Source organism: Ancylobacter mangrovi, from assembly GCF_024752335.1.
In the GTDB taxonomy this organism is placed as follows: Bacteria; Pseudomonadota; Alphaproteobacteria; order Rhizobiales; family Xanthobacteraceae; genus Ancylobacter; species Ancylobacter mangrovi.
Window position 1 is genome coordinate 345272 of record NZ_JANTHY010000002.1, and the last position, 13426, is coordinate 358697.

Consider the following 13426-nt stretch of genomic DNA (forward strand, 5'->3'; position numbering starts at 1 on the left):
CGGTCGGTCTTGCCAATCGGGTCGTGCCAAGCCGTGAATGCACTTCAAGTGAACGCCGTTCGCGCCATTCTGTTCGACAAGGACGGTACGCTGGTCGACTTCGACCGCACCTGGGGTCCGGCCGCCGGCGCCGTCATGGAGCGGTTCGCCGCCGGCGACGCGGCCACACTGGCACGCCTTCACGCCGTCAGCCACTATCTGCCCGCCGAGCGCCGCTTCCTGCAGTCCTCCCCGCTCATCGCCGGCTCGTCGCGCCAGTTCGGCCCGCTCTGGGCCGAGACGCTGGGCCGGCCGGCCGATCTCGCCTTCTTCCTCGAGATCGACCGCCTGTTCGCGCTGGAGGGCCGCCGCTTCCTGACGCCGATCGGCGCGCCGCGTCAGGACCTCACCCGCCTGCATCGCTCCGGCCTCGTGCTCGGCATCGCCACCAACGACGCGGAGGCCAACGCCCATATCCAGGCCGACCTGCTCGGCATCGCCGGGCTGGTGAGCGCGGTCTACGGCTATGATTCGGGCCACGGCTCCAAGCCCGCGCCGGGGATGATCGCGGCCTTCAGCCACGTCACCGGGCTGCCGCCGGGCGCCATCGCGCTGGTCGGCGACACCAAGCACGACCTCGACACCGCCCGTGCGGCGGGCGCGCTCGCGATCCTCGTGCGCTGCGGCCCGAGCCCGGTCGACGACTTCGCCGACGAGGCCGATCTGGTGGTCGACGATGTCGGCGCGCTGGCCGACCTCCTTCTCGCCGGCGGGCCGGCGGATATTCTTTCCGCGGAGATCGCGCCGTGATCCGCCGCCGGCTCTATGTCGAGGAGCGGGTCTCGCGGCTCGCCGTGTGGAGCCTGCGGACCGCCGTCTTCGCGCTGCCCGTCACGCTGATCGGCCTCGCGCTCTACCTCGTCGAGGCGCTGGATTTCCGCAGCGCGGCCTACACGGTGATGGCGGGCGTCGCCGTCGCGGCGCTGGCGCTGCTGATGGCGCTGGCCGGCTTCGTGGTGATCTGGAACGAGGGGCTGCGCGGGCTCGGCCGCGTGCTCGGCGCCGCCGCGCTGGCGCTGGTGCTGATCACCCCGGTGGCGGCGCTGGCGGCCTTCAGCGTCGGCCTGCCGGTGATGCACGACATCACCACCGACACCGAGGACCCGCCGCAATTCGTCACCCTCGCCATGGCGCGCGGGCGCAACACCAACCCGCTCGCCTATGCCGGCGACAGCGCCGCCGACGAGCAGCGCATCGCCTATCCGGGCATCAAGCCGATCGAGTTCGACGGCCTGCCGGACGACATCTACACCGCGCTGATGCGGCTCGTCGCGCACCACAAATGGCTCGTCATCGACGCTGTGCCGCCGCGCGGGGGCATACGCGACGGGCGCATCGAGGCGGTGGCGCGCAGCATGCCCTTCGGCCTGCGCGACGACATCGTGATCCGCATCCGCCCGACGGCGAACGGCACCCGGGTCGACATGCGCTCGCTCTCGCGCAACAGCGACCGCGACTTCGGCTCCAACGCACGGCGCATCGACACGCTGTTCTCCGAGCTCTCCGAAGCGCAGGGCCGCCCGCGCCGCTGAGCCCGGAGAGCGCGCGGTCAGGCCGGAAAGCGCGGCCGTCAGGCCAGCGAATAGGTTCCTTCCAGCGCCGCCGGCCCCTCGGTCAGCACCTCGCCGCGCCCCACGAGGTCCTCCAGATGGGCGAGCGTCGACAGGCCGGCCGCGCCGACGAGGCGCGGGTCGAGGCCGATATAGATCGCCCGCACGATCTCCGGGATCGCCATCGGCCCGCGGGCGAGCGCGCGCATTATGGCCTGCTCGCGCGCCACGCGGTGGCGCAGATAGCGCGCGACGAAGGCCGGGCCCTCGCGCACCGGCCCGCCATGGCCGGGCAGGTAGAAACGCTCCGGCCGCTCGCCGAGGCGGCGCAGCGAATCCATGTAGTCGCTCATCGAGCCGTCCGGCGGGGCGACGATCGAGGTCGACCAGGCCATGACATGGTCGCCGACGAAGATCACGTCCTCTCCTTCCAGCACGAAGGCCATGTGGTTGGCGGTGTGGCCGGGCGTGGCGAGCGCGGCGAGCGCCCAGCCCGCGCCCTCGATGCGGGCGCCGTCCGCCAGCGCGACATCGGGGAAGAAATGCCGGTCGCCGGCCGCGTCGAGCGCGTTGGTCTCCCCGCCGTGCAGCGCGCGTGCCGGCCTGTGCGGGCCCTCGGCATAGGTCGGCGCCCCGGTCGCCTGCCGCAGCGCGTCGAGCGCGCCGGAATGGTCGCGATGGGTATGGGTCAGGAAGATGTGGGTGACCCGCTCGCCGCGCACCGCCTCCAGCAGCGCCGCGACATGCGCGGGCTCGTCGGGGCCGGGATCGACGATCGCCACCTCGCCTTCGCCGACGATGTAGCTGCAGGTGCCGGTGAAGGTGAAGGGGCCGGGATTGGGCGCCAGCACGCGGCGCACGCCCGGGGCCACGGTCTCGGCCACGCCGGGGACGGCGTCGAAGCGCCGGTCGAACGGAATGTCGTCTGCCATGGCCGCACCTCTCGCACCCGTTTCGCCGCCCTTCAACTAGCGCAGCGCAACGGGCGGGTCGAGACTGCGACCTCCGGGCGATTGCGCCCCGCGCCATGCCCGGCTATGCAGCGATGTGTCGCGTGCGATGAGGGTGAGCGATGGACAATCTCGTTGATGGCTACCGCCGGTTCCGCAACTCGGCGTGGCCGGGGCGCAAGGCGCTGTTCGAGAAGCTGGCGGCCCTCGGCCAGCGCCCGCAGACCCTCGTCATCGCCTGCTCGGACAGCCGTGTCGACCCGAGCATGATCTTCGACGCCGGGCCGGGCGAACTGTTCGTGGTGCGCAACGTCGCCAATCTGGTGCCGCCCTATTCCGCCCCCGACCACGCCCATCACGGCACCAGCGCGGCGATCGAGTTCGCCGTGCGGGTGCTGGAGGTCCGGCAGATCGTGGTCCTCGGCCATGCGCTGTGCGGTGGCGCCGGGGCGCTGATCGACGGCGCGCCCGAGGCGGCGCGCGACTTCCTGCCCGACTGGATCAAGATCGCCGCGCCGGCGCGCGACGTCGCGCTCAACCTGAGCGAGGACGCCGCCGAGCGGCGCCGGATCGTCGAGTACCAGTGCGTCAAGCTCTCGCTGCACAACCTCGAGACCTTTCCCTGGATCCGGAAGAGGGTCGAGGAGGGGCAGCTCGTGCTGCACGGGGCCTATTTCGCTGTGGCGACGGGCGTCTTGGAGCGACTGCGGGCCGACGGCACCTTCGGCGCGGCCTGAGCAGGCTCGGCCGGCGCGGGCGCGGGCTTGCCGGCGGCGGGCTTGCTCGCTGCGGGTTTGCTCGCGACAGTCTTGGCTGCCTTCGGCGCCGGCGCCCCCACGGCGGTCGCCTTCGGCGTGACGGTCTTCGGCGCTACGCTGTCGGGCGCCGGAGCGGCGGGCTTGCGCGGCTTCTTCGGCGCCGCGACGGCAGGCGCCGGCACCGGCGCGATTTCCGCCGCCACGATCTCGCTCGCCCTGTACCAGTGATGATCGGCCCGCCCGTGCGGGCAACCTTCCTCGATCCACAGAAGATAGGCACGTTCGCGGATACGGTCCTGCAGCTCGTCCATTGCCTCATCTCCGGGAATGGCCGCCGATGCGGCCCATCGAATCACTCACCTCGCGATCATACGCGTCGAATCGACCGCGATACCGCTTCAGCCATGTGACCAATGCGCTTGTCCCAAGGTAAGGAGAAGCGGGTAGGCGAAGGGTTCCTGCGCCGTCGATTTCGGTATTGCACACCGGAACAAGGCGCCTTGGGAAGAGTTGAATCGACTGGCGGAGTATTTCGTCCAATCAAGACATTTCGAGGAGGAGAGCGCCATGGGGTTGCTCACGAAGGACATCAAGTCGCTCGACGACCTCCTGCGGCAGGGACTCGGCGAGCTGCTGTACAGCGAACGGCGCATCAGGCGGGCCATTCCGGCCCTGCGCAGCAAGGTTCGCGACCCGATGCTCAGGCGCGAGCTCGACGACTGCCTGCAGGCGGCGACCGAGAACGCCCGGCACCTCGAGGAGGCCTTCACGCTCCTCGGTGCCCTTCCCGGCAGCATCGAGTGTCCGGCCATTGACGGCATCTTCATCAGCGCGGAAGAGCTGAACGACGAGATCGACGGCTATCACGTGCTCGACACCGCCATCGCCGCGGCGATGCAGGCAGTCGAGAACTACGCCAGCGCCCGCTATGTCACGGTCATCGGCTGGACCCGCGAGCTCGACCGGCCCGAAACCGCCCGGCTGCTGCAGAAATGCCGCGCCCGCCACCAGCATGGCGCCGACAGCATGTACCTGCTCGCCGAGCGCCGGCTGAATGCGCAGGCCGGGCGGCGCTCGTCGGCCTCGCGGAGCGTCGCGTCCTCCATGCCGCTGGCGAGCTGAGCGGCGCGGGGCTCAGCCCCGCCTCAGCGCGACCAGCAGCGGCAGGCGCGCTTCCAGCATGTGGCCGGCAAGAGAGACCTGCCGGCCTTCGAGATCGCGGAACCCCGCCGGCGGCTCAAGTGCCGTCATCTCCGGCGGCACGCCCTCCGGCACGCGGGTCGGCACCACGACGAGCACCGCATCACCCTCGCCCTCGCGCACGAAGCCGAACCAGTGCCATGGCGAAGGCGCAAAGTCGAGCGGTCGGTAACCGCCGCCGGAAAAGCAGCCGAGGTCGCGCCGCAGCCCGAGCAGGCGGTGCGTCAGCCCGCATTTCTCCACATCCTCCGGCTCCCCCTCGCCCGACAGCGCGGCGAGACGACGCTCGAAATCGACCGGGCGGCGATTGTCGGGGTCGACCAGCGAGAAATCCCGGAATTCCGTGCCCTGATAGATGTCCGGCGTGCCCGGCAAGGTAAGCTGCAGCGCCGTCTGGGCGAGCGAGAGCACATGCGTGGCCGGCGCGAGGCGCGCCACCAGTTCCACGACAAGGCGGCGATAGTCCTCGCCCCCGGCGCCCTCGACCAGTTCACCGGCGACGCGCAGCACCGCCGCCTCATAAGCCTGGTCGGGCGTCTCCCAGGTGGTGTGGCGCTTGGCCTCCCGCAGCGCCTTGAGAAGATAACCCTCGAGGCGCGCCATGGTGATCGGCCAGGTCGCGATCAGCGTCTGGTGGATCAGCCGCTCCTCCAGCCCGTCGGGGACGGCGCCCCCCTCGCCCTTTTCCCGCAGCCGGGCGAGCGTCGGGGCGGCCTCGCGCAGGAAGTCGCGCCAGAGCGCGGGGCGATGCGACAGGGCGTTGAGCCGGGCACGCGTCTCCGGACCGCGCTTGGTGTCGTGGGTCTCCAGCGGGACGAGGTCGCACGCACCCATCCGCGCCCGCGCTGCGAACAGGCGGCGCAGTTCGCCCGGCTCGCGCGCGGGATGGTCGAGATCGCCGCCGACCTCGTTGACCGAGACCAGGATCGGCGTGCGGTAGAGCTCGGTGTCCTCGAAGCCCTTCGCCATGGCCGGCCCCGAGACCTGCTGGAAATAGCGGCGGAACGCGCGGTCGCCGGCGACTTCGGGCTTTTCGAGCCGCTTGAGCAGCAGGCGCGCCGCCGCCACCGTCATCGGGTCCTCATGCGCCTCGACGCGCTCCAGCGTCGCCGCCCAGATGGCCGTATCGGCCGGATCGTGCGCGTGGTCGGTCGCGTAGCTGCGATAGACCGGGCAGTGGACGAGAAGGGCGAGGACCGCGCGCGCGAGCGCACCCTCGGTGATGTCGCCGCGCTCCATTTCCTCGCGAAGCCCCTCGCGCACCAGCCCGACCAGCCGGGAGAGCTCGGCGCCGAGACTGGTGCGCATGATCTCGCGCTTGGCCGCCGCGACGCGTTCGCCCGTGGTGCCGCGCAGCAGGTTGGCGGCGCGCAGCTCCGCCTCGAAGGCGCGGTAGCCGGCCTCGTCGACGAACAGGGCGTTGATGTCGTTCAGCCGCTCATAGCCGGTGGTGCCGTCGATCGGCCAGGCGGGCAGAACCTCGCCCGGCTCCAGGATCTTCTCGACGAATACCGGCACGTCGGGGCCGACCGCCGCGCGCAGCCGCTCCAGATATCCGGCGGGGTCGACGAGCCCGTCGACATGGTCGATGCGAAGCCCCTGCACGAGGCCGCGCCGCACCAGCGACAGGATCAGCGCATGCGTCGCCTCGAACACCGCCGGGTCCTCGACCCGCACGCCGACGAGGTCGGTGATGTTGAAGAAGCGACGGTAGTTGAGCTCGTCCGCCGCCGTGCGCCACCAGGCGAGGCGCCAGTGCTGGGTCTCCAGCAGTGCGGCGAGGTCGGCGCCGGCGAGCGCCTCCTCCACCCTCTCCCGCGCCGCCTCGGGGAGCACGCGCATCGCCTCGCGCGCCGCCGCGATGGCGGGCGCGTGGACATTGCCGGAGGCCAGTGCCGCCCAGACGCCGGCGAGCGGGGCGAGCGCGCCCTCGCGATGCGCCAGCGGCTCCAGAAGGGCGGAGACGCTGACGGGCCCGAGCGGGAAGGCATGCTCGGCATAGGCGACGACGAAGCGCCCGGCCTCCCAGTCGGCGCGCAGGCGAAGGCGTCTTTCTTCCAGCGTCGCCCGCAGCGGGTCGCCGAGCACGGGAAGCAGCAGCCGGCCCGCCTCCCACCAGATGTCGAACAGCGCGGCGGCGGGCGCCGCGGGGCCGAATTCCAGCGTCTCCATCCAGTAGGGATTGTGGCTGGAGGCCGCCATGTGGTTCGGCACGACGTCGAGGATCAGGCCGAGGCCGTTCGCCGCCAGCGCTGCCGCCAGCGCCTCGAAGCCCGCCGCGCCGCCGAGCTCGGGATTGATCAGGTTCGGGTCGACCGCGTCATAGCCGTGCATTGAGCCCGGCACCGCCGCCAGGATCGGCGAGGCGTAGACGTGGCTGACGCCGAGCCGCGCCAGATAGGGCACGATGGCCTCGGCCGCGGCGAAGGGAAAATCGCGGTGGAATTGCAGCCGGTAGGTCGCGCGCAGCGGAGGCGTCATGCGGCAAGGCTCCACACGGCCGCGGCGAAGGGGCCGAGCGCAAGCCGCCCGTCCGTCTCGTGGAGCACGTCGCCGAGGCTGGTCGCCACCGGCATGCCGGGCCGTCCGGTCGGCGCGGCCATCACCACGCGCTCCGTGCCCGGGTTCAGCGCCATCACCAGCGTGCCGGCGGCAAAGCGCCAGACGAGGCGCAGCGCGTCGCCCTCGCGCGCCTGGTCGGCGCCGAGGAACTCGCTCGCCGTGAGCGGCCAGACGAGGCGCCGGCGCAATTCCGCCAGCCGGTGGAAGGCGTCGAGCTCGGCCTGCGCCGAAGCGGAGGCGAAATCGGCCGGACGCAGCTTGGCGGACTGGAAGGTCGCGGGGTCGAGCGGATCGGGAAAGCTCGCCGCGTCGTGGTCCCTGAAGAAGTCGGGAAACTCGCTGCGACGTCCCTCGCGCACGGCGTCCGCGAGTTCGCCGCCGAAATCGCAGAAGAAGGGGAAGGGCGTCGCCAGCAGCGCCTCCTCCCCCATGAACAGCAGCGGCACGGAAGGCGAGAGCATCAGCACGAAGCGCAGGAAGGCGAGCCGCTTGGGCTCCACCGCGCCGGCGAGCCGGTCGCCCAGCGGGCGGTTGCCGATATGATCGTGGTTCTGGATGAAGGCGACGAAGGCCTCCGGCGGCAGGTCGCGCGAGGCCTCGCCGCGCGGCGCCCCTTCCGCGTCCGGGTAGGGTTCGCCCTGGAACACGAAGCCTTCCGCCAGCGCCCGCCCGGCCCCGCCGACCGGGTCGCCGGCATAGGGCCGGTAGTAGCCCCGGCTCTCGCCGGTCGCGAGCACGTGGAAGACATGGTGCCAGTCGTCGTTCCACTGCGCGTCGTAGAGCCCCTCCTCGCGGGTCATCCAGCCGGCGATGTTGTCGTGGTTCTCGAGCACCAGATAGGCGTCCGGCTTCACCGCCCGGCAGCCCAGCGCCAGCTCGCGCAGGAAGGTCTCGACGCCGCCGGTGGTGAGGGCGTGGACGGCGTCGAAGCGCAGCCCGTCGAAGCCGACATCGCCCAGCCAGTAGCGGGCGTTCTCGACGAAGAAGGCGCGCACCAGCGGGTTCTCGAGGTCCACCGCCGGCCCCCACGGGGTGCGCACGTCCTCGCGGAAGAAGGAGCCCGCATAGAGCGGCAGGAAGTTCCCGCTCGGGCCGAAATGGTTGTAGACGACGTCCAGCATCACCGCGAGGCCGCGCGCATGGGCGGCCTCGATCAGCGCGTGGAGGTCCGCCGGCGTGCCGTAGCTGCGGTCGGGCGCATAGAGCAGCACGCCGTCATAGCCCCAGTTCCAGCGCCCGGGAAAATCGGCGAGCGGCATCAGTTCGATCACGGTGAAGCCGGCGTCGCGGTAATGGTCGAGCCGCTCGATCAGGGCGCGCAGCGTGCCGTCGGGGGTAGCCGCGCCGACATGAAGCTCGGCGATGACCGCCTCGTGCCAGGGCCGTCTTGCGAAGGGCGCATCGTCCGCCGGCGGCTCGGGCACCAGGCTCCAGCCCTCGGCATCCTCGCGCTGCCCGCGCGAGGCGGGGTCCGGCACGTCCTTCCCGCCGACCCGGAACATATAGGCCGTGCCCGGGCCGGCGCCGGGAACGTCGGCGACGTGGAACCCGTCTTCCGCCGGCTGCATGGGACGCGGCTCGGCGCCCTCGATCAGCAGCTCGACCGCCGGCGCGTCGGGCGCCCAGAGGCGAAAGCGCGTGCCGCCCGCGATCGCCAGCGGCCCGAACCGTGGCGGCGCGCCGGGCGGCGGATTATCGGGCGGCGGATTATCGGGCGGCGGATTATCGGGCGGCGTCGTGTCGGAACTCCCACTCATTCGTGCCACTCCCATACGACGAGGGTGCGCGCGGGCATGGTGAAGGTCTCGCCGGGCGCGAGGCGCGCGCCTTCCAGATCGTTGCCCGTGGCGAGGACCGCCTCCCATCCGCCCGACTTGGTCGGCAGGGCGACGAAGTCGACGTCGACATGGGAGGCGTTGAGCATGATGGTCAGCGAATGTTCGTCGCGGAAGACCGGGGAGAGGCGCACCGTCAGGCATTTGCTGTGCGGGTTGGCCCAGTCCTCCTCGCTCATGCGCTTGCCGCCATTGGAGAACCAGGCGACGTCGGGATGGCCGAGCTCGTTGCGGGCGCCGGTCAGGAATTCGGGGCGCGAGAGGGCCGAGTTGCGCTTGCGCAGCGCCGCCAGCCGGGCGACGAAATCGGTGAGCTCGGGGTCCTCGTCCGACCAGTCGATCCAGCCGATCTCGTTGTCCTGGCAGTAGGCGTTGTTGTTGCCGCCCTGCGAGTTGGAGCGCTCGTCGCCGCCCAGCAGCATGGGAATGCCCTGGCTGAGGAACAGCGTCGCCAGCAGGTTGCGCTTCTGGCGCTGGCGCAGCGCCAGCACCTCGGGATCGTCGGTCTCGCCCTCGACGCCGCAGTTCCAGCTCCGGTTGTCGTCGTGGCCGTCGCGGTTGTCCTCGCCATTCGCCTCGTTGTGCTTGTCGTTGTAGGAGACGAGGTCGTGCAGGGTGAAACCGTCATGCGCGGTGATGAAGTTCACGCTTGACCACGGCCGGCGGCGCCCTTCCGAGAAGATGTCGGCCGAGGCCGCGAAGCGGGTGGCGAAGCTCGGCAGCAGCCCTTCCGAGCCGCACCAGAACTGGCGCACCACGTCGCGATAGTCGCCGTTCCACTCCGAGAAGCCGGGCGGGAAGGCGCCGAGCTGGTAGCCGCCCGGCCCGACGTCCCACGGCTCGGCGATCAGCTTGAGATCGCCCAGCACCGGGTCCTGAAGGATCGCGTTGAAGAAGGCATGGCCGGGATCGAAGCCGTCCGGCCGCCGGCCCAGCGTGGCGGCGAGGTCGAAGCGGAAGCCGTCGATACCGTAGAGCTGCGCCCACATGCGCAGCGAATCCATGATCATCTGCAGGACGCGCGGATGGTCGGTATTGACCGCGTTGCCGCAGCCGGTCAGGTCGTCATAGTAGCGCGGGTCGCCCGGCAGCAGCCGGTAGTAGGACGCGTTGTCGATGCCACGGAAGGAGAGCGTCGGGCCGAAATGGTTGCCCTCGCAGGTGTGGTTGTAGACCACGTCGAGGATCACCTCGATCCCCGCCTGATGCAGCCGGTCCACCGCCTCGCCGATCGATTCCAGCCCGTCCTCGCCGAGATAGCGCGGCTCCGGGGCGAAATAGTTCAGCGTGTTGTAGCCCCAGTAATTGCTCAGCCCCCGGTCGACGAGGTGGCGGTCCTGCAGGAAGGCGTGGACCGGCAGCAGCTCCAGCGCAGTGACGCCGAGCTTTACCAGCTGGTCGACGAATTCCGGCTGGCCGAGCGCGGTGAAGGTGCCGCGGATCGATTCGGGCACCAAAGGGTGGCGCATGGTCAGCCCGCGCACATGCCCCTCGTAGATCACCGTCTTGGGCCAGAACACGCGCGGGTGGGCGGTGGCGACCAGCGGCGCGCCCGCCACCACGCGGGCCTTGGGCATGAAGGGCGCGCTGTCGCGCTCGTCCATGACGAGGTCGGAATCGGGGCTGCCGTCGATGGTGTAGCCGTAGAGCGCGTCGTCCCAGCTGATGCCGCCCACCAGCGCGCGCGCATAGGGGTCGAGCAGAAGCTTGTTGAAGTTGAAGCGGTGGCCTTCCTGCGGCAGCCAGGGCCCGGAGACGCGCCAGCCATAGACCTGCCCGCGTCCGACGCCGGGCAGGTGGCAATGCCAGACCCCGTTCGTGCATTCGTGCAGCTCGATGCGCTCCACCTCGCGCTCGCCGAGCCGGTCGAACAGGCACAGCGTGACCCCGGCCGCATTGTCGGAGAACAGCGCGAAGTTGGTCCCCGTGCTGTCGACCGTCACACCGAGAGGAAAGGCGTAGCCCGGATTGACGCGTCTCATCTGTGCCCCTGATCCCTGGTCGCCAGTATCGACCACCCGTGCCGCCGGCACCCGCCGAGGCCCTCGCCCCGGCAGCATAGTGCCTGCCTGCCGGCAACATCTCTCGCTGCCAGCCGTTCCCGGCGGGGATCAGGATATTTCGCGCGCGGGGGATGTGAACAGGTCGCCCTGGGCAGGGCGGCCGGTCGATTCTAGCAGGCCGTGGCCGACGATCCTGAGCGCGTCGTCCGGCAGCGGGCGCTGCAGGGCCTTCGCCTCCTCCCACGGTGCGCGCAGCCAGACCTCGCGCTCCTCGGCGGTGGTGAGGATGACCGGCATCGCCTTGGGGTGGATCGGCTTCACCACCGCGTTCGGCTCCGTCGTCAGGAAGGCGAAGATGTCGGCTGTGACCTCACCCTCCTTCACCTTGCGCACGCTGGTCCAGTTGGTCCACAGGCCGGCGAAGAAGGCGAGCGGGCGGGTCTCGTCGAGCGCGAACCAGGTGACCTCGTGCGTCACCGGCGCGTTCTCCGAAAAGCTGGTGAACGGCACCAGGCAGCGATGCGCCGGCCCGAGCCAGCGGCGCCAGTGCGGCGAGCCGACATTGCGGATGTTGGTGACGCCGGGGTCGCGATTCTTCCCCTTCAGCACGAACACCGGCGAGGGCATGCCCCACCGGGCCATGGCGAGCTCTGCGCCGTCCACGCCCATGCGCACGACCGGCGCGGGATAGTCCGGGAAGATCTCCGGCTGCGGGGGAAGGTTGCCGGCTTTGTTCTTCAGCGTGCCGACGAGATCAGCGATCGCGTCGACATTGGAGTGGTGGCTGTAGAGATTGCACATCGACCGCCAACGCCAATTTTGTCGCGACAAAAGCTGGAATAGTCGTCGCAGGGGCAGTATTTGCGCCGGCCCCCCCGTCCCGAACGATGTGCGCGGCCGCCGGCGGCCCGGCGGCCGCGCGCTTCAAAAAAGCTTCCTCAGTGCGAGATCGCCTCGAGCGACTTTCCCTTGGTTTCGACGCCAAGAAGTCCGATCGCCAATGCGGCCACCACGAAGGACCCAGCACCTAGCGCGAAGACCCCGTGATTGCCAAGCGTCGGCAGGACCACGCCGATCACATAGGGGCCCAGGAGCGAGCCGATCCGGCCCACGGCGGAGGCGCAACCGGCGCCGGTTGCGCGCGAGCGCGTCGGGTAGAGTTCCGGCGTGTAGGCGTACAGCACCGACCACATGCCGAACAGGAAGAACTGCATCGCGAGGCCATAGGCGATCAGCAAGGTGACCGACGGCGCGTTGCCGTAGAAGTAGGCCGCGACCGCCGCGCCAACCAGCATGAGCATCGCCGTCGGCTTGCGTCCCCATTTGTCGAGCAGTATCGCCGCGGCGATGAACCCGGGGACGCCCGCGAGCGAGATCGTGATCGTATAGGTGACCGACTTCATGACGCTGAAGCCGGCTTCCTGCAGCAGCGCGCTGAGCCAGGTGGTGAGGCCGTAGAAACCGAGCAGCGCGAAGAACCACACCGTCCAGATCATGATGGTACGGCGCGCATAGCCGTCGGCCCAGAGCTCCATAAAGGAAGAGCGCCGTTCGCGGCGCGGACGGGGAGGCAGGGGTTTCGGCTCGTCGAGCAGCGTGCCGGCCGGAAGGCGCTTCAGCACCTTGGCTTCGATCCCGACCATGACGCGCTCGGCTTCCCGGGTCCGGCCGGCATCTACCAGCCAGCGCGGCGACTCCGGGATGATGACCCGGACGACGAACAGGAACAGGGCCGGGAACGCCTGGAACAGGAACATGGTGCGCCAGTCGTGATGGCTCAGGAAGTAGAGGCTGAGCACGCCCGCAGCAATGAAGCCGAGCGGCCAGAACCCTTCGAGGATCGCGAGATAACGCCCCCGCTTCGCGGTCGGCAGGAATTCGGAGAGGATCGCCAGCGCGACCGGGAACTCCATTCCCATGCCGAAGCCGAGCAGCAGCCTCGCATAGCCGAGCGTCTCGGCGTTCGACGCATAGGCACACCAGAGACTGCCGAGACCCCAGAAGATCATGCTGATCTGGAAGACCGACTTCCGGCCGATCCGATCCGCAAGCATCCCCGCGAGCGCGGCGCCCAGGAACATGCCGACGAAGCTCATGCTGGAGAGAAGGCCTGCCTGGGTCGTCGTGAGGCCGAATTCCTCACGGATCGATCCGAGCAGAAAGGTCAGCGATCCCAGATCGATGGAATCGAACAGCCACGCCGTCGCGATGATGCCGAAGATCAGCCGCTGATAGCCGGTCATGGGCAGCCGCTCGAGTCGTGCGGCGATCATGACATCGGCAGTGGTGTCGGCAGTGGCAGCGGTTCTGGCAGAAGCCAAAGCGGCTCCCGCCGCCTGGTCGGAAGCTAGATCTGACACGGTAATCGTCCTCCCTACATTTTAATTTTTTCAGTCGGAGAACGAACCCAATCAGATCGGGCAATAACATGCAATAGATATGTCAGTAGTCGACATATAGAGATCCGCCTGCGACGGCGCCTCCTGCCCCCGATGCCGGAATACGGCGGACGGAACGTCGCTTTCTCGG

At 69.8% G+C, this 13426-nt stretch carries 11 protein-coding genes; 4 read left to right on the forward strand and 7 right to left on the reverse strand.

Translation table 11 applies throughout. The features are described from left to right. The first annotated feature begins 48 nt into the window (after nucleotides 1-48). Together NVS83_RS07420 and NVS83_RS07425 are read left to right on the forward strand one after the other, a co-directional pair. A complete protein-coding gene (locus tag NVS83_RS07420) occupies nucleotides 49-789 on the forward strand; it encodes an HAD family hydrolase (RefSeq protein WP_258738756.1) in 741 nt (246 codons plus the stop codon). Continuing rightward, the gene (locus NVS83_RS07425; RefSeq protein ID WP_258738757.1) at nucleotides 786-1571 is read left to right on the forward strand and encodes a DUF1499 domain-containing protein; all 786 of its coding nucleotides are present in this window, start codon (nucleotides 786-788) and stop codon (nucleotides 1569-1571) included. The genes NVS83_RS07420 and NVS83_RS07425 overlap by 4 nt, the downstream gene beginning before the upstream one ends. Nucleotides 1572-1609: 38 nt before the next feature. On the opposite strand, the gene NVS83_RS07430 is transcribed toward NVS83_RS07425, so the two are convergent. Next, nucleotides 1610-2521, reverse strand: coding sequence for an MBL fold metallo-hydrolase (locus tag NVS83_RS07430; RefSeq protein WP_258738758.1), 912 nt, complete (start codon nucleotides 2519-2521; stop codon nucleotides 1610-1612). Between the two features lie 140 nt (nucleotides 2522-2661). Between NVS83_RS07430 and NVS83_RS07435 the strand changes: the two genes are divergently transcribed. Next, nucleotides 2662-3276: a carbonic anhydrase gene (locus NVS83_RS07435; RefSeq protein ID WP_258738759.1), complete on the forward strand. Its 615-nt coding sequence runs from the start codon at nucleotides 2662-2664 to the stop codon at nucleotides 3274-3276. Here NVS83_RS07435 and NVS83_RS07440 read toward each other — a convergent pair. Next, nucleotides 3210-3608: a DUF2934 domain-containing protein gene (locus NVS83_RS07440; protein WP_258738760.1), complete on the reverse strand. Its 399-nt coding sequence runs from the start codon at nucleotides 3606-3608 to the stop codon at nucleotides 3210-3212. The genes NVS83_RS07435 and NVS83_RS07440 overlap by 67 nt on opposite strands. A gap of 256 nt (nucleotides 3609-3864) precedes the next feature. Here NVS83_RS07440 and NVS83_RS07445 point away from each other — a divergent pair, with 256 nt between their 5' ends. Continuing rightward, on the forward strand, nucleotides 3865-4419 hold the full coding sequence (locus NVS83_RS07445; protein ID WP_258738761.1) for a YciE/YciF ferroxidase family protein: 555 nt from the start codon (nucleotides 3865-3867) through the stop codon (nucleotides 4417-4419). Nucleotides 4420-4431: 12 nt separating this feature from the next. Here NVS83_RS07445 and treY read toward each other — a convergent pair whose 3' ends face one another. The 5 genes from treY to NVS83_RS07470 all read right to left on the reverse strand — a co-directional run bounded on the left by treY (nucleotide 4432) and on the right by NVS83_RS07470 (nucleotide 13170). Then, nucleotides 4432-6978, reverse strand: coding sequence for a malto-oligosyltrehalose synthase (gene treY / locus NVS83_RS07450; RefSeq protein ID WP_258738762.1), 2547 nt, complete (start codon nucleotides 6976-6978; stop codon nucleotides 4432-4434). Further along, nucleotides 6975-8816 carry a malto-oligosyltrehalose trehalohydrolase gene (treZ, locus tag NVS83_RS07455; RefSeq protein WP_258738763.1) on the reverse strand — a complete coding sequence of 614 codons (1842 nt, stop codon included), beginning with the start codon at nucleotides 8814-8816 and terminating at the stop codon, nucleotides 6975-6977. The genes treY and treZ overlap by 4 nt, the downstream gene beginning before the upstream one ends. After that, nucleotides 8813-10876, reverse strand: coding sequence for a glycogen debranching protein GlgX (gene glgX, locus NVS83_RS07460; protein ID WP_258738764.1), 2064 nt, complete (start codon nucleotides 10874-10876; stop codon nucleotides 8813-8815). Before glgX ends, treZ begins: the two co-directional genes overlap by 4 nt. A gap of 129 nt (nucleotides 10877-11005) precedes the next feature. Then, the gene (locus tag NVS83_RS07465; RefSeq protein WP_258738765.1) at nucleotides 11006-11698 is read right to left on the reverse strand and encodes an SOS response-associated peptidase; all 693 of its coding nucleotides are present in this window, start codon (nucleotides 11696-11698) and stop codon (nucleotides 11006-11008) included. A 137-nt stretch (nucleotides 11699-11835) separates the two neighbouring features. After that, nucleotides 11836-13170 (reverse strand): MFS transporter, encoded by a 1335-nt coding sequence (locus tag NVS83_RS07470; RefSeq protein WP_258739118.1) that lies wholly within the window; start codon nucleotides 13168-13170, stop codon nucleotides 11836-11838. Nucleotides 13171-13426 lie beyond the last annotated feature (256 nt).

Bases quoted from the DNA above. Each gene is read 5' to 3' on its own strand.
- treZ (WP_258738763.1), bottom strand. From the start codon at position 8,816: ATGAGTGGGAGTTCCGACACGACGCCGCCCGATAATCCGCCGCCCGAT.
- NVS83_RS07435 (WP_258738759.1), top strand. From the start codon at position 2,662: ATGGACAATCTCGTTGATGGCTACCGCCGGTTCCGCAACTCGGCGTGG.
- NVS83_RS07470 (WP_258739118.1), bottom strand. From the start codon at position 13,170: ATGATCGCCGCACGACTCGAGCGGCTGCCCATGACCGGCTATCAGCGG.
- treY (WP_258738762.1), bottom strand. From the start codon at position 6,978: ATGACGCCTCCGCTGCGCGCGACCTACCGGCTGCAATTCCACCGCGAT.
- NVS83_RS07465 (WP_258738765.1), bottom strand. From the start codon at position 11,698: ATGTGCAATCTCTACAGCCACCACTCCAATGTCGACGCGATCGCTGAT.
- glgX (WP_258738764.1), bottom strand. From the start codon at position 10,876: ATGAGACGCGTCAATCCGGGCTACGCCTTTCCTCTCGGTGTGACGGTC.
- NVS83_RS07440 (WP_258738760.1), bottom strand. From the start codon at position 3,608: ATGGACGAGCTGCAGGACCGTATCCGCGAACGTGCCTATCTTCTGTGG.
- NVS83_RS07445 (WP_258738761.1), top strand. From the start codon at position 3,865: ATGGGGTTGCTCACGAAGGACATCAAGTCGCTCGACGACCTCCTGCGG.
- NVS83_RS07430 (WP_258738758.1), bottom strand. From the start codon at position 2,521: ATGGCAGACGACATTCCGTTCGACCGGCGCTTCGACGCCGTCCCCGGC.